Origin of the sequence: Bradyrhizobium yuanmingense, from assembly GCF_029167105.1 — a bacterium.
GTDB lineage: Bacteria > Pseudomonadota > Alphaproteobacteria > Rhizobiales > Xanthobacteraceae > Bradyrhizobium > Bradyrhizobium yuanmingense_A.
Genome location: NZ_JARFML010000005.1, coordinates 282,717 through 301,648 on the forward strand (window position 1 = coordinate 282,717; position 18,932 = coordinate 301,648).

General features: G+C 65.9%; 17 protein-coding genes. 1 reads left to right on the forward strand and 16 read right to left on the reverse strand.

The annotated features are described in order from the left end of the window. Window positions 1–344: 344 nt before the first annotated feature. From rpsO to rimP, 7 genes are all read right to left on the reverse strand, one after another. Window positions 345–614 carry a 30S ribosomal protein S15 gene (gene rpsO / locus P0R31_RS09455; protein ID WP_008540131.1) on the reverse strand — a complete coding sequence of 90 codons (270 nt, stop codon included), beginning with the start codon at window positions 612–614 and terminating at the stop codon, window positions 345–347. A 2-nt stretch (window positions 615–616) separates the two neighbouring features. Then, complete coding sequence (gene truB / locus P0R31_RS09460) at window positions 617–1,735, reverse strand: tRNA pseudouridine(55) synthase TruB (protein WP_275513833.1); 1,119 nt, start codon at window positions 1,733–1,735, stop codon at window positions 617–619. Continuing rightward, window positions 1,732–2,163 (reverse strand): 30S ribosome-binding factor RbfA, encoded by a 432-nt coding sequence (gene rbfA / locus P0R31_RS09465; protein WP_275513834.1) that lies wholly within the window; start codon window positions 2,161–2,163, stop codon window positions 1,732–1,734. The genes truB and rbfA overlap by 4 nt, the downstream gene beginning before the upstream one ends. 156 nt (window positions 2,164–2,319) lie before the next feature. Continuing rightward, window positions 2,320–5,025: a translation initiation factor IF-2 gene (gene infB, locus P0R31_RS09470; protein WP_275513835.1), complete on the reverse strand. Its 2,706-nt coding sequence runs from the start codon at window positions 5,023–5,025 to the stop codon at window positions 2,320–2,322. A gap of 70 nt (window positions 5,026–5,095) precedes the next feature. Further along, window positions 5,096–5,779 carry an RNA-binding protein gene (locus tag P0R31_RS09475; protein ID WP_275513836.1) on the reverse strand — a complete coding sequence of 228 codons (684 nt, stop codon included), beginning with the start codon at window positions 5,777–5,779 and terminating at the stop codon, window positions 5,096–5,098. A 22-nt stretch (window positions 5,780–5,801) separates the two neighbouring features. Next, window positions 5,802–7,412: a transcription termination factor NusA gene (nusA, locus tag P0R31_RS09480; protein ID WP_275513837.1), complete on the reverse strand. Its 1,611-nt coding sequence runs from the start codon at window positions 7,410–7,412 to the stop codon at window positions 5,802–5,804. A 2-nt stretch (window positions 7,413–7,414) separates the two neighbouring features. After that, window positions 7,415–8,170, reverse strand: a complete 756-nt coding sequence (gene rimP / locus P0R31_RS09485) for a ribosome maturation factor RimP (RefSeq protein ID WP_275513838.1) — start codon at window positions 8,168–8,170, stop codon at window positions 7,415–7,417. 371 nt (window positions 8,171–8,541) lie between these two features. On the opposite strand from rimP, the gene P0R31_RS09490 reads away from it, so the two are divergent. After that, window positions 8,542–9,624, forward strand: a complete 1,083-nt coding sequence (locus P0R31_RS09490) for a DUF2336 domain-containing protein (RefSeq protein ID WP_275513839.1) — start codon at window positions 8,542–8,544, stop codon at window positions 9,622–9,624. Between the two features lie 98 nt (window positions 9,625–9,722). Here the strand turns inward: P0R31_RS09490 and trmB are convergent, their stop codons facing one another. The 9 genes from trmB to P0R31_RS09535 all read right to left on the reverse strand — a co-directional run bounded on the left by trmB (window position 9,723) and on the right by P0R31_RS09535 (window position 18,931). Beyond that, entirely contained in the window at window positions 9,723–10,433 is a 711-nt protein-coding gene (gene trmB, locus P0R31_RS09495) for a tRNA (guanosine(46)-N7)-methyltransferase TrmB (protein ID WP_275513840.1), read from the reverse strand. Then, window positions 10,430–11,587, reverse strand: a complete 1,158-nt coding sequence (locus tag P0R31_RS09500; protein ID WP_275513841.1) for a M20 family metallopeptidase — start codon at window positions 11,585–11,587, stop codon at window positions 10,430–10,432. Before P0R31_RS09500 ends, trmB begins: the two co-directional genes overlap by 4 nt. Window positions 11,588–11,672: 85 nt before the next feature. Beyond that, entirely contained in the window at window positions 11,673–12,086 is a 414-nt protein-coding gene (locus tag P0R31_RS09505) for a helix-turn-helix domain-containing protein (protein ID WP_018319423.1), read from the reverse strand. 218 nt (window positions 12,087–12,304) lie between these two features. Further along, window positions 12,305–13,918, reverse strand: coding sequence for an apolipoprotein N-acyltransferase (gene lnt / locus P0R31_RS09510; protein WP_275513842.1), 1,614 nt, complete (start codon window positions 13,916–13,918; stop codon window positions 12,305–12,307). Then, the gene (locus P0R31_RS09515; RefSeq protein WP_036008986.1) at window positions 13,915–15,033 is read right to left on the reverse strand and encodes a hemolysin family protein; all 1,119 of its coding nucleotides are present in this window, start codon (window positions 15,031–15,033) and stop codon (window positions 13,915–13,917) included. Before P0R31_RS09515 ends, lnt begins: the two co-directional genes overlap by 4 nt. A gap of 1 nt (window position 15,034) precedes the next feature. Further along, window positions 15,035–15,544, reverse strand: a complete 510-nt coding sequence (gene ybeY, locus P0R31_RS09520; protein WP_275513843.1) for an rRNA maturation RNase YbeY — start codon at window positions 15,542–15,544, stop codon at window positions 15,035–15,037. 59 nt (window positions 15,545–15,603) lie between these two features. Next, entirely contained in the window at window positions 15,604–16,599 is a 996-nt protein-coding gene (locus P0R31_RS09525; protein ID WP_275513844.1) for a PhoH family protein, read from the reverse strand. Window positions 16,600–16,663: 64 nt separating this feature from the next. Continuing rightward, window positions 16,664–18,058 (reverse strand): tRNA (N6-isopentenyl adenosine(37)-C2)-methylthiotransferase MiaB, encoded by a 1,395-nt coding sequence (miaB, locus tag P0R31_RS09530; protein ID WP_275513845.1) that lies wholly within the window; start codon window positions 18,056–18,058, stop codon window positions 16,664–16,666. A 192-nt stretch (window positions 18,059–18,250) separates the two neighbouring features. Then, window positions 18,251–18,931 (reverse strand): HAD family hydrolase, encoded by a 681-nt coding sequence (locus P0R31_RS09535; RefSeq protein ID WP_275513846.1) that lies wholly within the window; start codon window positions 18,929–18,931, stop codon window positions 18,251–18,253. Between the last annotated feature and the right edge of the window lies 1 nt (window position 18,932).

The following is an 18,932-nucleotide window of genomic DNA, read 5'->3' on the forward strand; positions in this document are numbered from 1 at the left end:
ACGGCTCTCGAAAAACAAAAACCATGCGCAAGATTGCGGGACGCTGATCGGAGCGGATGATCAGCGTCCTGCGATCCTGCCATGGTTTTTGGATGTCGGATGGCGTCCATCCTTTCGGGTCATACGGGCGCCTTGCCCGTTGTGCCCAGCCGCCGGATTGCTGCTGGGCTGTCAGTCGGCACGAATGCGAACACCGAACCGCGGTCTTCGCCGTTCATGCCCGGATGCCGGCCGCCAACGACCTGCATCCGACGTGCGCGCAACCTCGATCAAAAAGCTTAAAACAAGCGCTTTCGTTCGAAACCACGCGCGAAAACGCGCGCCGGTGGCGCGCGCAGGAACTCTTAACGACGAATATTGTGCTTCTCGAGCAGCGCCTTGTACCGCGCCTCGTCCTTCTTCTTGAGATAGTCGAGGAGCGAGCGGCGGGTCGAGACCAGCTTCAAGAGGCCGCGACGCGAATGGTTGTCCTTCACGTGGGTCTTGAAATGGTTGGTCAGGTTGTTGATGCGTTCCGACAGGATCGCGACCTGAACCTCGGGCGAGCCGGTGTCGCCGGCCTTGGTGGCATTCGTCTTGATGACTTCCGCTTTGCGTTCTGCGGCAATCGACATCGTCAATTTCTCTCGTTGCGACCGGGACTGGCAGTCAGGCCGGTCAGGTTGAACACACGCTTGGGGATGATTTCGCCATTGCCAACTTCGGCAAGCGCCAAAAGACGGCCTGCCACCGTGACATAGACTGTGCCGCTACAAGTGGGCGCATCCCGTCCGCGCAACAAAACGGCCTGGCCCCGATGGAGCCTTGCCGCATCAGCCCGAGTGACGGCCAGTGCCGGGATGTCGTCCAGCGCGGTCTCAACGGGCAAAAGCGCGTCGGCGAGGCTGCCCTCGCCGGACGCGGCTCTATCGCACAAAGCCTCCAACTGATCCAGCGGAATCATGTCGTTTTCGCCAAATGGGCCGACCAGGGTCCGCCGCAGCGCGCAAATATGGCCGTAAGTGCCGAGAATCCGGCCCATATCGCGGGCGAGCGCCCGGACATAGGTGCCCTTGCCGCATTCGGCCTCGAACACGGCCCGGTCGTTATCTGGTTGATCGACAAGGGTTAAATGGTGAATCTCGACCGGGCGGGGTGCCAGCTCCACGACCTCGCCGTCGCGGGCGAGATCATAGGCGCGCTCGCCCTGGACCTTGATCGCCGAATAGCGCGGCGGGATCTGCTCGATCACCCCGGTGAAGCGGGGCAGCAGGGCCAGGATCGCCTCCCGGCTCGGGCGCTGGTCCGAGGTCGCGGTCACCCGGCCCTCGATGTCGTCGGTATCGCGCTCCTCGCCCCAGCAGACCGTGAAGCGGTAGCGCTTGCGGCCGTCCATCACGAAGGGGACGGTCTTGGTGGCTTCCCCGAGCGCGATCGGCAGGCCCCCCGAGGCGAGCGGATCGAGCGTGCCGGCGTGTCCGGCGCGCTTGGCGTTGAACAGCCGCTTGAGCACGGCGACGGCCTGCGTCGAGGTCATGCCGATCGGCTTGTCGAGCACGACCCAGCCATGGACGTCGCGGCGGTCGCGGCGGACCTGGTTGCCCTTCTGCTGCTTGGCGCGCGGATCGTTGTTGACGCGGCGCGGCTCCTGACGCGGCTGCGAATTGCCGCCCATCTCCGCGAAATCGTTGGTCTGCGCGTCGCGCTGATCGGTGTCGTTGCCGCCGATCGTGCCGTGAGCGGGGTCCATGGTCATTGCTCTTCTTCCCGATCCGAAGCCGGATCCTGTTCCAAATCCTTCTGCACCGCAGGCGTTCGCAAAAGCTTCTCGATCCGTTCCGCTTCGTCGAATCGTTCGTCGACGCGGAAGCGAATGTCAGGTGCAAATTTCAGGTTAACGCGCCGCGCGACCTCGCCGCGCAAGAACTTCTTGTTGCGCTCGAGCGCAGCGATGACGATCTCGGTGTCGCGGCCACCGAGCGGCATTACGTAGACCGTCGCGAGCTTCAGGTCGGGCGACATCCGTACCTCCGGCACGGTGATGATGTGACCTTCGAGGTCGGCATCATGCACATTGCCTTGCGCCAGAATATCGGCCATCGCGTGGCGAACCTGCTCGCCGACGCGCAACTGACGCTGCGAGCCGCCGGGCGCGGAACTCTTCTTCTGATGATGCCGTGGCATTTTCTGAAAATCACCTCGTCATGCCCGCGTCCTGCGACACGGGCATTGTCATTTGTCCTGTTGAAACGAAGAGGGGTGGATGGCCGGAAAAATCCGGCCATCGCACTCCCGCAATCTCAGTTCAAAAAGATCCGAACGCTTCGGTAAGGTTTGGACTTACAGGGAGCGCTGGATCGTCTCCACGCGATAACACTCGATCACGTCACCGGCACGCATGTCGTGGTAGTTCTCGAAGGCCATGCCGCATTCCTGGCCGGACTGGACTTCCTTCACTTCGTCCTTGAAGCGCTTCAGCGTCGACAGCTTGCCTTCGTGCACGACGACGTTGTCGCGGATCAGGCGCACATTGGCGCCGCGTTCCACGGTGCCGTCGGTGACGCGGCAGCCGGCGACCTTGCCGACCTTGGAGATGTTGAAGATCTCCAGGATCTCGGCATTGCCCAGCATGGTTTCGCGCAAGGTCGGCGCGAGCAGGCCGCTCATCGCCTTCTTCACGTCGTCCACGAGGTCGTAGATGATGTTGTAGTAGCGGATCTCGATGCCGTTGCGCTTGGCGGCCGCAGCGGCCTCCTTGTTGGCGCGAACCGAGAAGCCGATGATCGCGGCGTTGAAGCCTTCGGCCAGCGTCACGTCGGATTCCGAGATGCCGCCGACGCCGGCATGCAGGATGCGGGCGGCGACCTCGTCGGTGCCGAGCTTCTCCAGCGAGCCGAGGATGGCCTCCAGCGAACCCTGCACGTCGGCCTTGACGATCAGCGGGAATTCCTTGCGGCCCGCCGTCTTCAATTGCGACATCATCTGCTCGAGCGAGCCGCGCATGCCGGAGATCGAGGCTGCCGCGTTCTCGCGCTTCTGGTGCGCGCGGTAGCTGGTGACCTGACGGGCGCGGGCTTCGTTCTCGACCACCGCGAGACGATCGCCGGCCTCGGGCGGGCCGTTGAAGCCGAGCACCTCGACCGGCACCGAGGGGCCGGCCTCCTGCACGGTCTCGCCCTGATCGGAGATCAGCGCGCGGACGCGGCCCATTTCGGCACCGGCGACGATGATGTCACCGACGCGAAGCGTGCCGCGCTGCACCAGCACGGTCGCGACCGGACCACGGCCGCGATCGAGCTTGGCCTCGATCACCGTGCCTTCGGCCGGACGCTGCGAATTGGTCTTCAGGTCGAGGATTTCGGCCTGCAGCGCGATCATCTCGAGCAGCTTGTCGAGATTGGTCTTGTTCTTGGCCGACACCTCGACGTCGACGACGTCGCCGCCGAACGACTCAACCTGCACCTCGTGCTGGAGCAGCTCGGTGCGCACGCGCTCGGGCTTGGCGTCGGGCTTGTCGATCTTGTTGATGGCAACGATGATCGGCACCCGCGCCGCCTTGGCGTGGTTGATGGCTTCGACCGTCTGCGGCATCACGCCGTCGTCGGCCGCGACCACCAGCACGACGATGTCGGTGACCTTGGCGCCGCGGGCGCGCATCGCGGTGAACGCGGCGTGGCCGGGCGTGTCGATGAAGGTGATCTTCTTGCCGCTTTCCGGCGAGACCACCTGATAGGCGCCGATATGCTGAGTGATGCCGCCGGCTTCGCCGGAGACCACGTTGGCATGACGCAGCGCATCGAGCAGCGAGGTCTTGCCGTGGTCGACGTGGCCCATCACGGTTACGACCGGCGAGCGCGTCTCGGTGTCGGTGGAATCGTCGACCTGGTCGAACAGGCCTTCCTCGACGTCGGAGGCGGCGACGCGCTTGACGGTGTGGCCGAGCTCTTCGGCGATCAGCTGCGCGGTGTCGGCATCGATCACGTCGGTGATCTTGTGCATCGCGCCCTGCTTCATCAGCATGCGGATGACGTCGACCGCGCGCTCGGACATGCGGTTGGCGAGTTCCTGGATGGTGATCGCCTCCGGAATGACCACTTCGCGAATGAGCTTTTCCTTGGGCTCGTTCGCGGCGTGGCCCTTCAGGCGCTGGGTGCGGCGGCGGAACGAGGCGATCGAGCGCTCGCGCACCTCGTCGGCATTGAGCGCGGTGACGACGGTCAGCCGGCCGCGCTCCTTCTGCGGGCCCGGCTTGTGCGTGGTCTTGGGGGCTGCCACAGGACGCGCGGCGCCGCCGGGACCGCGACGGATCTGGCGCGGCGCCTCGTCGTCGTCAGCCTCGGCCGCAACGGCGGGGCCGCGGCCAGCCGGTCCACCCGGACGCTGCGCGGTCGTGGTTGCAGGACGCGCCGTCGTGGTTCCCGGGCGTGCTGTGGTGGTGGTTCCAGGCCGCGACGCGGGCGCGCCGGGGCGCGGAGCGGAAGCGGCCGGTGCCGTGGCAGCGGGACGCGGTGCGGACGGCTGCTCGCCTTCGCCGAAACGCTTCTTGGCCTCGGTCTCGGCCTTGCGCTTGGCTTCGTCCTCGTGACGATGCCGCTCTTCCTCGGCCTTGCGGCGGGATTCGGCGGCTTCGCGCTCGGCGCGCTCGGCAGCTTCACGGGCGGCGCGGCGCTGGGCCTCTTCCTCGGCCTGGCGGCGTTCCTCGACTTCGCGCAGCTTGGCATCGGCGAGCGCACTGGCGCGGGCCGAACGCTCGTCCTCGGTGAGGGTCCGAAGCACCACGCCGGAACCGGCGTTGCGCGGCGGGGGCGGAGCCGGGCGCGGCGGCGCGGCGGGTGCGGCCGGCGCAGGCTTGGCCGTCACCTCGGGCGCGTGCGGCTCGGGTCCATCGCCAATGCGGCGCTTGCCGCGCTTCTCGACCACGACCTGCTTGCTGCGGCCATGGCTGAAGCTCTGGCGCACGGTGCCCGTTTCGACGCGCGGCTTGAGCGATAGCGTCTTGCTCGGAACGCTCAGCTTCTTGTCGCCAGGGGTCTTGGTATCAACCATTCAGCAGTCCTAATCCTGATTTATCAGTGTTGTGCGTTGCCGCACCATCCAATCGGGTCGTCGTTGTCTCTCAGAAATCCTGGCCGGGTTTTTCGGCAGTCTTGTCGTCGTCCGCCATCCGGTATCGGACCAGGATCTGGCTACGTGACAGGAATGACTTGCTCGCCGGGCCCGCGAGCAGGGCAGCATGTATCACATTTGACCGGGTCAGTGCCAAATCCAATTCTACCGATTTCAGAGCGGTGACGACGGGAATCTGCGGCTGGGCACCGCGATTCCCGGTATTCTGACGCGCCAGCATGTCCAATTTGCGGATTCCGTCCGCGGCCCCGTCGCTGGCATGGATCAGGACCTCGACCGTTCCTTCCCGAAGGGCGCTCTCGACCTTGCCGAAACCGGCCACGACCTGGCCCGCCTTGGCGGCGATCCCAAGGGCTTCGGTCACGCTCCGGACCAGGAGCGCCTCGATGTCGGTGGGAAGCGTCTGAGGGATGCGCAGCTCGCGCTTGAAGGCCTTGCTAAATTGGTGACGCCGCACCGCTTCCGCAACCATCTTGCGTGAGGCGGTGAGCCACATCCCCCGTCCGGGCAGCTTGCGCTTGAGATCGGGAACTATTTGTCCGTCAGGCGATGCGACGAAGCGGATCAGCTCGTCGATCGGCCGGACCTCGCGGCTGACCGCGCACATACGCATGGTCGCGGACCTTTCGGTCCGCGGCCCATGGTCAAGTTCGAGGTCGGAATCTGCAAGCATCCGGGCGACATTCTCCTTGCCCTTAAGCCGGTTGATCTTCGGTCGCCTCGGCCTCCTCAGTGGGCTTGGCGAGATCGGCTTCGGTGATCCAGCCGGCCTTGACACGGGCCTGCATGATCATCGCTTCGGCGTCGTCACGGGAGATGTCGATGCCGTCGAGCGCACCGGCGTGCTTGGTCGGCTCGCCGCCTTCCTTGCGCTCGGTCCAGCCGACCAGATCGTCGGTGGCGCAGCCGGCGAGGTCCTCGACGGTCTTGATGTCGCTCTCGCCGAACTTCACCAGCATCTTCGAGGTCACGCCGGGCACGTCCTTGAGCGCGTCCTCGACGCCGAGCTCCTTGCGCCTCGCCTCGAGCTCGGCTTCCTGCTGCTCCAGATATTCGCGGGCGCGGTTCTGCAGCTCCTGCGCGGTCTCCTCGTCGAAGCCCTCGATGCCGGCGAGCTCCTTGACGTCCACCATCGCGAGCTCCTCGACCGAGGTGAAGCCCTCGGACGCCAGCAGCTGGCCGACCACCTCGTCGACGTTGAGCGATTCCATGAAGACGCGGGTCGAGTTCTCGAAGTCGGCCTGGCGGCGCTCCGATTCCTCCTGCTCGGTCAGGATGTCGATATCCCAGCCGGTGAGCTGCGAGGCCAGGCGCACGTTCTGGCCGCGGCGGCCGATCGCCAGCGAGAGCTGGTTGTTGGTGTCGGGCACCACGACCTCGATGCGCTCGCGGTCCTCGTCGATCACGACCTTGGAGACTTCCGCCGGCGCCAGCGCGTTGACCACGAAGGTCGCGATGTCGGGCGACCAGGGAATGATGTCGATCTTCTCGCCCTGCAGCTCGTTGACCACGGCCTGCACGCGCGAGCCGCGCATGCCGACGCAGGCGCCGACCGGATCGACCGAGGAATCGCGGGAAATCACGCCGATTTTCGCACGCGAGCCCGGATCGCGGGCCACCGCCTTGATCTCGACGATGCCGTCATAGATTTCCGGCACTTCCTGCGCGAACAGCTTCGCCATGAACTGCGGATGGGTGCGGGAGAGGAAGATCTGCGGGCCTCTCGTCTCGCGGCGGACGTCGAAGATGTAGGCACGGACGCGATCGCCGTTGCGGAACACCTCGCGCGGCAGCATCTCGTCGCGGCGGATGATGGCTTCGCCGCGGCCGAGATCGACGATCACGCTGCCATATTCGACGCGCTTGACGACGCCGTTGACGATGTCGCCGATGCGGTCCTTGAATTCCTGGTACTGCCGGTCGCGCTCGGCCTCGCGCACCTTCTGCACGATGACCTGCTTGGCCGATTGCGCGGCGATGCGGCCATATTCCAGCGGCGGCAGGGTGTCGGCGATGGTGTCGCCGACCTGGGCGCCGGGATTGGCGCGCTGCGCGTCCACCAGCGAGATCTGGTTGGAGTGATTCTCGACCTTGTCGACCACCAGCATGTGGCGCGACAGCCGCAGCTCGCCCTTCTTCGGGTCGATCTCCGCATGAACGTCAGTCTCGCTGCCGTAACGTGCGCGCGCCGCCTTGGCGATGGCGTCCTCCATCGCGGCGATGACGATGCCGCGGTCGATCGACTTCTCGCGTGCGACGGCGTCGGCGATCTGAAGCAATTCAAGTCGGTTGGCGCTGACTGCCATGGCTAGTCTCCTTGGTCAGGCTCGATCTCGCCGCGCCGCGCGCGTTCGGCGGCAAGGCGATGTTTCTTCGTGTTGGTCGGGGCCGGCTTCTTCTTCGGCCTGGTGTTCTTGGTGATCTTCGCACTGATCTCCGCGTGCGGTGCAGCCGGCGGCTCCAGGCCGAGATCCCTGCGCATCTTGCGCTCCTCGGCCTTGCCGCGCCGCATGGATTCGGCAATCAGCTCGTCGGTCAGCACCAGCCGGGCATCGCCGATATCCTCCATGGTCAGGAGAACGTCGGCATCGTCGCCGGCCTTGGCATCGTCGCGATGCAGATGCACGCGGTCGCCTTCGACCGCGCCGAGGGTGCCGCGGAAGCGCTTACGCCCCTCATGCGCGACGGCCATCTCGATCTTCACCAGGTGCCCGGCATAACGCTCGAAATCGGAACGGCGCACCAGCGGGCGGTCGATGCCCGGCGAGGAGATCTCGAGGCGATAGGCGCGGTCGATGGGATCGGCGACGTCGAGCACCGGCGACAGCGCCCGCGAGATCGCCTCGCAATCCTCGATCTGCATCGAGCCGTCCGGCCGCTCGGCCATGATCTGCACAGTGCAGCCGGCTTCGCCGGAAATGCGGATCCGGACCAGGCGGTAGCCCATGCCCTGCAGCACGGGACCGGCCACCGCGGACACCCGTGCCGCGACGCCGGGCTCGACCACGAGCCGCGGCTCGGCCAGCAATTCGGCATCCGTGGAACCAGGGTTCGGTTCGGTCATGTCCAGGGTCAGAGCGCTCGTTAGTTAAGGCTTGGGTTAAGGCTTGGTTACGATTTCAAAGCCCGTTTCGGAACTATTCCGACGACGCGTCGGGCGCATCTCCTGCCGAGCCGCGTTCAGGTAATAAAAAAGAGCGGGTCCTTGCGGGCCCACTCTCACTACGCGGATCGTATGAGAAGATGAATTGGCGCTGATATAGCGCTTTCTCGACCCCCGGACAAGGCCCATTGCAGCGGGAACGGGGCCCTTTTTGCGCCCGTCCGCGGGCCCTGCTCAACGCTTCCTTCATCAAGCAGGCCTAGATTTCCCGATTGTGGGGCGGCTTGGATCAAGGGCGCACCCGCGGCGTGCCCCGTTCGAGTTGCGTTTTCATGACCGTTGCCACGTCGCTCATTCCTGGATTGGACGATATCGTCAAGCGCGGCGATCCGCGCCGCCGCGGCGAGATCGCGCGTGCCATCTCCCAATTGTTCTTCCGGGATGCGGACAAGCTCCGCCCCGAGCTGATCGATCTGTTCGACAATCTCCTGATCGATCTCGTGCCCCATACCGAGCTGGCATCGCGCGTCGATCTGTCCGAGCGCTTCTCGCAGCTCGACAATGCGCCGCCGCACCTCGTCAATCAGCTCGCGCGCGAGAACGAGATCATGGTGGCCGGCCCCGTGCTGCGCCGCTCGCCCGTGCTCGACGAGGCGGCGCTGGTCGAGATCGCGCGCTTGAAGGGCCAGGGCCATCTTCTGGCGATGACCGAGCGTCCCGCTTTGTCTCCCGCCGTCACCGACGTACTGGTCGAGCGCGGCGATCGCGACGTGGTGCGCCGCGCCGCCGCCAATGCCGGTGCTATGTTCTCGCCGGGCAGCTATTCGGAGATGATCAAGCGTGCGGCGCAGGACGGCGTGCTGACGCTGAAGATCGGCCAGCGCAGCGACCTTTCCGGCGAGAACCTGAAGCAGTTGCTGGACGGGACGCTCGACGTCATCCGCCGCCGCCTCTCCACCGTCGTCAATCCGGCGCGCCAGGCCGAGATCAAGCGCGCGATGGCCGCGATCGAAGAGGCCGCGCTGCCGCCGGGCCCGCGCCGCGATTTCTCCGCGGCACAGCGCACCGTGCTGACCTTGAATCGCGACGGCCATCTCGGCGAGAGCGCGCTGCTCGGTTTCGCCAAGGCGCACAAATACGAGGAATCGGTCGCCACGCTCTCGGCGATGTCGGGCGTTCGCCTCCAGGTCCTCGACCGTCTGATCGCGGGCGACCGCTACGATCCGCTGCTGATCCTGGGTCGCGTGCTGAACCTCGGCTGGCCCACGGTGCGCGCGCTGATCCTGCTCTGGTACGGCGCGAACCGCACGCCGGCCGATGCGGACATCGAGACCGCGCGCGTGAATTTCACGCGCCTGATGCCGACGACCGCCGAACGCGTCGTGAATTTCTGGCGCAACCGGCGGACGATCTAGCTCCGCGCTTCGTCATTGCGAGCGGAGCGAAGCAATCCAGAAATCTCTCCGAGCGAGCACTCTGGATTGCTTCGTCGCTTCGCTCCTCGCAATGACGACTACATTCTTCTGAACCGCAGATATGCCGCCTTGCGTCCCTCGCGCGCGGCCTTTCGGCCGTAGCGCGTCATGGTGTAGCCCGGCCATGGAAGCCGGAAATCGTCGGCGCGTTCGGCGAGCCAGACGAAGTCCTGCGAGCGCGCAAGATGCGACAGCGTCCAGGCGCAGTAATCGTCGATGTCGCAGACGAAGCGGAATTCGCCGTTCGGCTTGAGCACGCGCGCCATCGCCGCGATGGTGCGGTGCTGGACGAAGCGCCGCTTCCAGTGTCGCCGCTTCGGCCAGGGATCGGGATGGATCAGGTCGATCCGCGACAGCGACTCCCTGGGCAGCCAGGCCAAGAGTTCGGCGGCATCGCCCGCGAACAGGCGGATGTTGCCGATGTTGGCCGCCTCGATCTGCGCGAGGATCTTGGCCATGCCGTTGACATAGGGCTCGCAGCCGATGAAGCCGGTGGCGGGGAAGTTCTGCGCCTCGGCCGCGAGATGCTCGCCGCCGCCGAAGCCGATCTCGAGCCTGACGTCGTCGGCTGCGGGATCGAAGATGTCGCGCGCGTCCGCCGGCGCCTCACCGTCGATATCGAGGGCAAGATGCGGCAGCAGCTGCTCGATCAAGCCGGCCTGGTGTTGCCTCAGCTTGTGACCCTTGCGGCGCCCGAAGAAGGCGCGCTCGCTGTGGTCGCGGTCGGGGGTTGATTTACGTTCGCTCATCGCAGCGTCTGATAAAGCCGATGGAGCAGCCGCGCGCGCGGGGCCAGCGAGGAGACAAAGAGCTGCTCATAATGGGTGTGTGCGCCCTTGCCGTCGACGCCGAGCCCGTCGAGGGTCGCGGTGAAGGGAGCGGTGAAATTGCCGTCCGAGCCGCCGCCGGTGTGGGTGTCGAGCAGCTCGAAGCCGATCTCGCCGGCGAGCGCCTTCGCATGCTCGTACAGCGAGGCGCCTGCATTGCTCTTCTCGTAAGGCGGCCGGTTGAGCTCGCCGGTGACCGTAACGGTCACGCCGTCGGTCTTCGATCGCAGTCCGAGGATCTTGCCGACGAACTCGTCGGCATCCTTGAGGCTCACCACGCGCAGATCGACTTCGGCATAGGCCTCCTCGGGCGTGACGTTGGGGCGCGTGCCGCCGCGCACCACGCCGACATTGACGGTCACGCCGCGCGCAAGATCGTTCATTCCTTCCAGCGCCAGGATGACGTTGCCGAGTTCGCGGACGGCGCTGCGGCCGTCTTCGGGCCGCGAGCCGGCATGCGCGGGCACGCCCTTGATGAATACCCGGAAGCGTCCGACGCCCTTGCGCCCGGTGACGATCTTGCCGCCGTCGCGCGCCGGCTCGGTCACCAGCACGTATTTGGCCTTGCGTCCTTCCTGCTCGATCAGCGCACGCGAGGTCGGGCTGCCGATCTCCTCGTCGGACGTGAACAGATGCGTGATGCCGAGCGGCGAGCGATCGCCTGTCGCGCAAAGCGCGCGGAAGGCGTGGTGGGCGATGTAGGCGCCGCCCTTCATGTCGTAGATGCCCGGACCGAACGCGACGTCGCCTTCGACCTTGAACGGCAGGCGCTCAATGAAGCCGATGGGATGGACGGTATCGAGATGACTCAGCACCAGGATGCCCGGCTGATCCTGCCCCCAATTCGTGCGCGCCACGAGATGATCGCCGCAGCCGTCCACGCCCGCGATGCGCTCGAGCGTGACGGGCAGGTCGCCGTATTGCTCCGCAACCACGGAGACCAGCTTGTTGACCTGTTCAGGTGCTTCCGTCGGCGTCTCGATCTCCACCCAGCGGCGGATGCCATCGAGAATAGTTTGTGAATCGAACCAACTGGAGCCGGTCATGGACGCATCTGTGCCTTTGAATCGCATCATCGAAGCGGACGCGCATCAAAGCGCGGTCGTAAATGACGACATAGGCCAGATTTGATGCAGTCTCAAATCGCGGGGGACATGAGCTTCAACGCTTGTCCGGACCTTCGCGGGCCGCAATCTGCTCGACGAGATCGACGATCGAGCGGCGCATCTTCGAATCAGTGATTCGCGTGAACGCCTTGGTCAAAGCGAGCCCTTCGGAGGTGGCGAGAAAGTCCGAGACGTAAGAGGGCGAGGCGCCTTCGCTGAAGCCATCCGGACCCGGCACGCCGCTCGGGCCGCCCTCGAACAGGAAGGACACCGGCACCTGCAGAATCTCCGCGATCTGCTGGATGCGGCTTGCGCCGACCCGGTTGGTGCCCTTCTCGTACTTCTGAATCTGCTGGAAAGTCAGGCCCAAAGCTTCACCGAGCTTCTCCTGGCTCATGCCCAACATGATGCGGCGCATGCGCACGCGACTGCCGACATATTTGTCAACAGGGTTGGGCGCTTTCGACATTTCCTCAGCCCTCCAAACACCACCTTCGGCGCAATGATCAAGCATGCCTCGGGTGCAGCACCGTCAAATCAAACCCTCTTATTGGGAAACATTGCGGAGAAATTTAGCAATGCACCGCCATCTTTCGCAGCTGGTGCAGAATGGGGAGCCCGCGTGCAGTCTGTCAACCGTGGGACTACGGTTGTCAAAGGATTCCGGCCGCTGCGGCGGCGGTGCGATCAGGGCCGGCGTTTGCCTATTCGTCGGCGGACCGCCAACAGCACGGCCACCGCGACGAGCATGGCTGCGGGCACATCACCCACCCGTGCATAAACCGTCGGTGGGATCGCGGCCGGCAGGTTTGCGTCCAAAATGCCTTCGAGGCCGAGACCGAGGCTCGCGACGGTGCGGCCGACCGGATCGATCACTGCGGAGATGCCGGTATTGGCCGAGCGGACCAGCGGCAATCCGAGCTCGATCGCGCGCATCCGCGACTGCTCCAGGTGCTGGTAGGGACCGGTCGAGATGCCGAACCAGCCGTCATTGGTCAGGTTCACGATCCAGCCCGGACGTTCGTTGCGTACAGCCACTTCGTCAGGAAAGATCGCCTCGTAGCAGATCAGCGGCAACGCGGGCGGCGCGCCGGCAACGGGGAGCGCATGCCGCACGGTGCCTGGAATGAAGCCGCCGCGCACACGCGTCAGTTGCTCGAAACCGAGCTTCTCCATCAACGACTGGTACGGAAGAAATTCTCCGAACGGTACCAGATGCAGCTTGTCGTAGACCGCGAGCACGTTGCCGTCGTGATCGATCACGTAGATCGAGTTGTAGGCGCGCGTGATCGGCGTGCCTCGCGGCACATCGGGCGCGCGGACCGATCCCGTGATCAGCACCGTGCCCTTCGGCAGCAGATCGGCGATTTGCGCCATCGCGTCGGCTTCGCGGGTCAGGAAGAACGGGAAGGCGGATTCCGGCCAGATCAGGATGGTGGCATCGCGCACGCCGGTCGATTGCGGCCCGGACGCGCGGTCCGACAGCGCGAGGTACTTCTTCATCACCTCCGGCTTGGCGGCGTAGTTGAATTTCTCGTCCTGCTGCAGGTTGGGCTGCATCAGGCGCAGCTTGGCGCCGGATACGATCGTGGTCGGATGCAGCGACAGGCGGATTGCGCCAAAGATGCTCATGACAAGCAGGAGCGCGACGGCCGCGGCCGGCACCCGCCATTGCAGGCGCCGATCCGGCGTGCGGTCGATCAGCGTCGCCGGGCTCGCGAAGATCGCAATCGTCAGGAACGTCATGCCCCACAGGCCGATCAGCGAGGCCGTCTGCGCCAGCGGCAAGGGCTCGGACAGCGCATAGCCGAACGTGTTCCAGGGGAAGCCGGTCAGCGCATGTCCGCGCAGCCATTCGCTGATGGTGAGGCTCGCTGCGAGCGCCAGCACGCGCGTGGCGTTCTTGCTCCAGAGCAGGCGCGCCAGCGCAAAGCCGATCGCCGTGAAGATCGAAAGATAGGCCGGCAGGCCCAGCACCGCGAACGGCGTCAGCCAGGCGAATGTGTCGGCTTCGACGAAGAAGGCGTAGCCGATCCAGTAGAGGCCGGGCACGAAATAGCCGAGCCCGAACCAGTAGCCGGTCAGGGCGGCGGCGGGCACGCCGCCATAGCGACCGGCCCCGGCGCCGTCGATCAGCCAGACCAGCACCGGGAAGGTGACGAACAGCACCGGAAAGAGGTTGAACGGCGCCAGCGCCAGCACCGACAGCGCTCCGCACCCCATGGCGACGACTGCGCGCTGCCATCCCCAGGTAAGGATGATGGCGAGCGCAATTTGCCGAAGGCGCTGCGATGGGCTCACTGCGAGGCGGCCCCGTCGCGCGGCGGCGATGTCGGCGTGTCGCTGGCCGGCGCTTGTCCGCTCTCCGGCGTGGCTTCACGCCGCCGGCTCTCGCGCTGGGTGCGGGGCGCCGGGCGCTCCTTCCGCGTCGCGATGCGCAGCCGCTTGACGCGGCGCGGATCGGCATCGAGCACCTCGACCTCGTAATTGCCGGGGCCCGAGATCACCTCGCCGCGCACCGGCAGGCGCCCGACGAAGCTGACGAGATAGCCGCCCAGCGTCTCCACCTCCTCGCCGGCCTCGCCGGTGACGAAATCCTCGCCGATCACCGAGCGGACGTCGTCGAGGCTGGCGCGGGCGTCGGCGATGAAGGCGTTGTCGGGCAGGCGCACGATCGAGGGCGGCTCGTCGCTGTCGTGCTCGTCGTCGATCTCGCCGACGATCTGCTCGACGATGTCCTCGATCGAGACCAGCCCGTCGCTGCCGCCATATTCGTCGACCACCAGCGCCAGATGGATGCGCGAGGCTTGCATCTGCGCGAGCAGGTCGATCGCCCGCATCGACGGCGGCACGTAGAGCAGCTTGCGGATGATGTGCGCCTCGTGAAGCGGCAGCGCGAGATCGACCGCGCGCAAATCGAGCCCGGCCGGCAGCGGCTTCTTGCGCTTGGTCTTGGTGGCTTCCGACACGCGGGCGCGCGCGGTCATGAAGGCGAGCAAATCGCGGATGTGGACGATGCCGACGGGATCGTCGAGCGTCTCGTTGAAGACGACGAGGCGCGAATGGCCGGCGCTCTCGAAGCGGTCCATCAACTCCCCGAGCGGGATGTCGCGCTTCACCGCGACGATGTCGGCGCGATGCACCATGACGTCGGCGATGCGGCGCTCGTGCAGGCTGAGGATGTTGCGCAGCATGGTGCGCTCGACCGCGGAGAAGCCGGTGTCGTCGGGCGTCGAGGCGTCGAGCACGACCTGGAGATCGTCGCGCACCGACCCCGCCTTCCAGCCGAACAGCGTGCGGATGGCGCGCAGCAGCCAGCTTTCGGCACTCGGGCGCAGCACCTCGCCCGGCGTCACCACAACCGGCAAATTGGCCGTGGTGCGGGGATTGTCGTGGGTAGGCTCGGAATCCGGCATTTCAGTGCATCCCCGGGCGGTCGGCATAGGGATCGGGGATGCCGAGATGGGCGAGGATCTCGGTTTCGAGCGCTTCCATCTCCTCGGCGTCTTCGTCGTTCTCGTGGTCGTAGCCGATCAGGTGCAGGAAGCCGTGCACGGCAAGGTGGCTCAGATGATGGTCGAACGGCTTGTGCTCCTCGTCCGCCTCGCGCCGCATGGTCTCGTAGGCGATCGCGATGTCGCCGAGCATGCGCGGGGCATCGCCCGGCTTCCACGCGCCCTCCGGCTGCAGCGCCGGGAACGACAGCACGTTGGTCGGCTTGTCGATGCCGCGCCAGTTGCTGTTGAGCGTGCGGATGCCGGCATCATCGGTCAGCATCACGGCCACTTCGGCGTCGGCAACGTCTTCGTCGACGCTCTCGGCGGCCGCCGCCAGTGCGCGCTGGATCACGGCTTCGGAATCGGGCTCGTGCTGCCAGCAATCGGCGACGACGAGGACCTCGGTCATGGGAAGGTTGGAATGGGACATTGTGTTGTCTCGGACGAAGGGCGCCGTGCTCGCGCCCGCTTTGGTCCGGTGCTGCCTCGTCAGGATTGACCTTTGGCCGACCGCTGCGGCGGCCCTTCATAGGCGGCGACGATCCGCGCCACGAGCTCGTGGCGGATCACGTCCTCCGCCTTGAAATGAACCTGGGCGATGCCCTCGACGCCGCTCAGGAGGCGGGTCGCCTCGGCCAGGCCCGAGGTCTGGCCGTTCGGCAGGTCGATCTGCGAGGGATCGCCCGTCACGATCATGCGGCTGTTCTCGCCGAGACGCGTCAGGAACATCTTCATCTGCATCGACGTGGTGTTCTGGGCCTCGTCCAGGATGATGGCGGCGTTGGTCAGCGTGCGGCCGCGCATGAAGGCGAGCGGCGCGATCTCGATCTCGCCGGTCTGCAGCGCGCGCTCGACGATGCGCGCATCCATGAGGTCGTAGAGCGCATCGTAGATCGGCCGCAGATAAGGATCGACCTTCTCGCGGAGATCGCCGGGCAGAAAGCCGAGCCGCTCGCCGGCTTCCACTGCCGGACGCGACAGGATGATCTTGTCGACCTCCTTGCGCTCGAACAGCTGCGCGGCATGCGCGACGGCGAGCCAGGTCTTGCCGGTGCCGGCGGGGCCGATGCCGAACACCAGCTCGTGCCGCTTCAGCGCGCGGATGTAGGAATCCTGCGCCGCCGTGCGCGCCCGCACCGGACGCTTGCGCAAGTTGATGCTGTCGAAGGCTGATTTGGCCGATTTGGCGTCGAACTCGAACAGCGAGCCCTGCGCGATCACGGCGCGGATCGCGCCCTCGACCTCGCCCTGGTCGAGATCGTGGCCCTTCGCGGCCTGCGCGTACAGCATCTCCAGCACGCGGCGCGCGGCGTCGCAGCCGTCGCGGGTGCCGCCGATCGTGATGTGGTTGCCCTTGGAATCGACCACGACGCCGAGCCGCCGCTCGATCTGCGCCAGGTGCTGGCCGTACGGGCCGACCAGCGCGGAAGCGGCGCGGTTGTCGTCGAAGTCGATGACGACCTGGGTCTCGGGCGGAACTTGCATGTCGCGGTCAAATTTGCGGCTGGGAGCGAACGAAGACGAATCCGATGCGCTTTTGGGCAAGGGTTCAGGCTCCACTGGCTTGCGATAAAGCGGGCTCGCGCGCCTTGCGCGGCGTCACGAGCTCGCCGAGAAAACTGTAGCGTTCGAGGCTGTCGATTCTGACAGGCAGGATCTGTCCGATGATGTCGGGCGCGGCCATGACGTGGGCGGGCTGGAGGTAGGCGGTGCGGCCCACGATCTGGCCCTCTTTGCGCGCCGGACGCTCGAAAAGCACGTCGACCGTTGAGCCAATCGCGGCCTTGTTGAAGGCCGATTGCTGGCTGTCGATCAGTTCCTGGAGCCGCTCCAATCGCTGGTCCATCTCGGCGGGGGACACCGTCTCCTGCATATCCGCGGCCGGCGTTCCCGGCCGGGCGGAGTATTTGAACGAATAGGCCGCAGCGTAGCCGATTTGCGTGACAAGCGCGAGGGTGGCGAGAAAATCTTGCTCGCTCTCGCCGGGGAAGCCGACGATGAAATCCGATGAAAAAGCAATGTCTTGGCGTGCGGTACGAAAACGGTCGATGACCCGCCGGTAATCATCGGCGGTATGTTTGCGGTTCATGGCCGCCAAAATGCGGTCCGAGCCCGACTGCACCGGCAGGTGCACGAACGGCATCAGGGCACCGAGAGCGCGATGGGCCGCGATCAGGCTGTCGTCGACATCGCGGGGGTGGCTGGTCGAATAGCGCAGCCGCGCGATGCCGGGAATCGTCGCCAGATGTTCGAGCAGCCGGCCGAGTGGCCAGGTTTTTCCGTCCGGCCCCTCGCCGTGATAGGCGTTGACGTTCTGCCCGATCAGCGTGAGCTCGCGCACGCCGTTGTCAGCGAGCCGCTTCACGTCCTCGACGATCTTCGCCACGGGGCGCGACACCTCTGCGCCGCGCGTATAGGGCACGACGCAGAAGGTGCAGAACTTGTCGCAGCCTTCCTGCACCGTGACGAAGGCGGAAATGCCGCGCGCGCGGATCGCGTCCGGCTTCGGCTGGGCCAGGAAGCCGAACTTGTCCGCGGCGGGAAACTCGGTCTCGATCGCGCGGCCCTGGTCGTCGGCGCGCTTCAACAGCTCCGGCAGATGATGATAGCTCTGCGGTCCCACCACGACGTCGACGACGGGCGCGCGCCGCACGATCTCCTCGCCTTCGGCCTGCGCCACGCAGCCCGCCACCGCGATTTTCATCGCGCGGCCCGCACGCGCGGCCTCGTCCTTGGCGACGCGCAGGCGGCCGAGCTCGGAATAGACCTTCTCCGAGGCCTTCTCGCGGATATGGCAGGTGTTGAGGATGACGAGGTCGGCATCCTCCGCGCTCGCCGTCTCCACGAATCCTTCAGGGGCCAGTGTGTCCACCATGCGCTGGGCATCGTAGACGTTCATCTGGCAGCCATATGATTTGATGTGCAGCTTGCGCGGCGGCGTCATGGAACCCGAAATGGAGGTGGAGGACGGCCCTCAGATATAGGCTGGAGGGCCGAAAATCCAGCGAATGGAGCCATTTCCACCCGTCATTCCGGGGCGCGCGCCAGCGCGAACCCGGAATCCAGAGGTTTTGCTGCGAGATTTCCGGGTTCACGCGCGTCGCGCGTGCCCCGGAATGACGGTCCGGGGCGAAGATCAGCCCGCTACGGCATCCGCCTCGACCCGCCGGACCAGCTCCGGCAGCTGATGCATGTCGCCAAAGATCAAGTCGGCGCCCGCCTGGCGCAGCGTCTCGGCATAGCCGTCGCGGCAATGGCTACCCCCGTAAAAGCCGAAAACCATCATGCCGGCGGCCCGGGCGCCGGCGATTCCGGCCAGGCTGTCCTCGATCACGACGCAGCGCTCGGGCGACACGCCCATTTGGCTCGCCGCGAACAGGAACAGGTCCGGTGCCGGCTTGCCGTTCTTCACCTGCGAGGCCGAGAAGATATTTGGGGCAAGGCGCTCGTACAGCCCTGTGCTTCCGAGGCTCACCCGCATGCGTGAATGCGAACCGCTCGAGGCGACGCAGACCGCTTGCGTGACGACATCGAGCACGTCATGGATGCCGCGGATCGCTTCGAGGTCGGCCTCGAATGCGCGAAACAGCTCGTCCTGGAGATCGCCGTGATAGGCCTCGGGCAGCTTGCGGCCGAGCTCGTTCTCGATCTCCAGATTGGCCTGCTTTGTCGACCGGCCGAGGAAGCGCGCGAACACCTGCTCCGACGTGATCGGATAGCCGTGCCGGGTCAGCACGTCCGCATGCGCGCGACAGGAGATCACCTCGCTGTCCACGAGCACGCCGTCGCAATCGAAGATGATGAGGTCGATGGGCACT

Bases quoted from the DNA above. Each gene is read 5' to 3' on its own strand.
- P0R31_RS09525 (WP_275513844.1), bottom strand. From the start codon at position 16,599: ATGCAAGTTCCGCCCGAGACCCAGGTCGTCATCGACTTCGACGACAAC.
- rbfA (WP_275513834.1), bottom strand. From the start codon at position 2,163: ATGCCACGGCATCATCAGAAGAAGAGTTCCGCGCCCGGCGGCTCGCAG.
- nusA (WP_275513837.1), bottom strand. From the start codon at position 7,412: ATGGCAGTCAGCGCCAACCGACTTGAATTGCTTCAGATCGCCGACGCC.
- ybeY (WP_275513843.1), bottom strand. From the start codon at position 15,544: ATGTCCCATTCCAACCTTCCCATGACCGAGGTCCTCGTCGTCGCCGAT.
- P0R31_RS09475 (WP_275513836.1), bottom strand. From the start codon at position 5,779: ATGCTTGCAGATTCCGACCTCGAACTTGACCATGGGCCGCGGACCGAA.
- P0R31_RS09500 (WP_275513841.1), bottom strand. From the start codon at position 11,587: ATGATGCGATTCAAAGGCACAGATGCGTCCATGACCGGCTCCAGTTGG.
- P0R31_RS09505 (WP_018319423.1), bottom strand. From the start codon at position 12,086: ATGTCGAAAGCGCCCAACCCTGTTGACAAATATGTCGGCAGTCGCGTG.
- infB (WP_275513835.1), bottom strand. From the start codon at position 5,025: ATGGTTGATACCAAGACCCCTGGCGACAAGAAGCTGAGCGTTCCGAGC.
- miaB (WP_275513845.1), bottom strand. From the start codon at position 18,058: ATGACGCCGCCGCGCAAGCTGCACATCAAATCATATGGCTGCCAGATG.
- P0R31_RS09515 (WP_036008986.1), bottom strand. From the start codon at position 15,033: ATGCCGGATTCCGAGCCTACCCACGACAATCCCCGCACCACGGCCAAT.
- trmB (WP_275513840.1), bottom strand. From the start codon at position 10,433: ATGAGCGAACGTAAATCAACCCCCGACCGCGACCACAGCGAGCGCGCC.
- P0R31_RS09490 (WP_275513839.1), top strand. From the start codon at position 8,542: ATGACCGTTGCCACGTCGCTCATTCCTGGATTGGACGATATCGTCAAG.
- rpsO (WP_008540131.1), bottom strand. From the start codon at position 614: ATGTCGATTGCCGCAGAACGCAAAGCGGAAGTCATCAAGACGAATGCC.
- truB (WP_275513833.1), bottom strand. From the start codon at position 1,735: ATGACCATGGACCCCGCTCACGGCACGATCGGCGGCAACGACACCGAT.
- rimP (WP_275513838.1), bottom strand. From the start codon at position 8,170: ATGACCGAACCGAACCCTGGTTCCACGGATGCCGAATTGCTGGCCGAG.